The sequence below is a fragment of the Bifidobacterium aemilianum genome (genome assembly GCF_003315635.1).
Lineage (GTDB): Bacteria > Actinomycetota > Actinomycetes > Actinomycetales > Bifidobacteriaceae > Bifidobacterium > Bifidobacterium aemilianum.
Genome location: NZ_PDCG01000075.1, coordinates 1 through 455, shown reverse-complemented (window position 1 = coordinate 455; position 455 = coordinate 1). Strand labels below are relative to the sequence as shown.

Below are 455 nucleotides of genomic sequence, written 5' to 3'. Positions count from 1 at the left end.
TAATGTGTGTCGCAACACCGCGACTCGCTGTGTATGATGAGCTCGAGAGAGCTGAGTAGTGGTCGACAGGATCGCAATAAACGCATAGCAAAACCATCGCCTGCGTCGGGCGCGTCAGACGGAGATAAGAGACAGTCCTCGCTCAGGCCGTCAAGATGCTTGACGGCCTGAGCGAGGAGGAGATCGCCAAGGTCAACATCCCCACCGCCATTCCGCTGGTCTACGAACTGGATGAGAATTTCAAGCCCATCAAGCCCCGTGGCGCGTACCTGGACCCTGAGGCCGCCGCAGCCGGTGCCGCCGCAGTCGCTGCCCGGGGCCAGCAGACGGAGGACTCTTCCGGGCCCACCCGCGAGACGTACGCGCGCCCCCCCTATCGGTGGCTCGCCTCTCGTGGAAGGAGTCGTCGCAACAGCAGGCGGGTGCGCGGGCGTGCGGGATAGGCCGGGTCACGC

1 pseudogene is annotated in these 455 nt (G+C 64.4%); it reads left to right on the top strand.

Annotated features, from left to right (window positions below):
• Window positions 1–137 precede the first annotated feature (137 nt).
• Window positions 138–326 (top strand): annotated as a pseudogene (locus CRD60_RS08465) (phosphoglyceromutase); the annotation flags it as partial.
• Window positions 327–455: the final 129 nt, after the last annotated feature.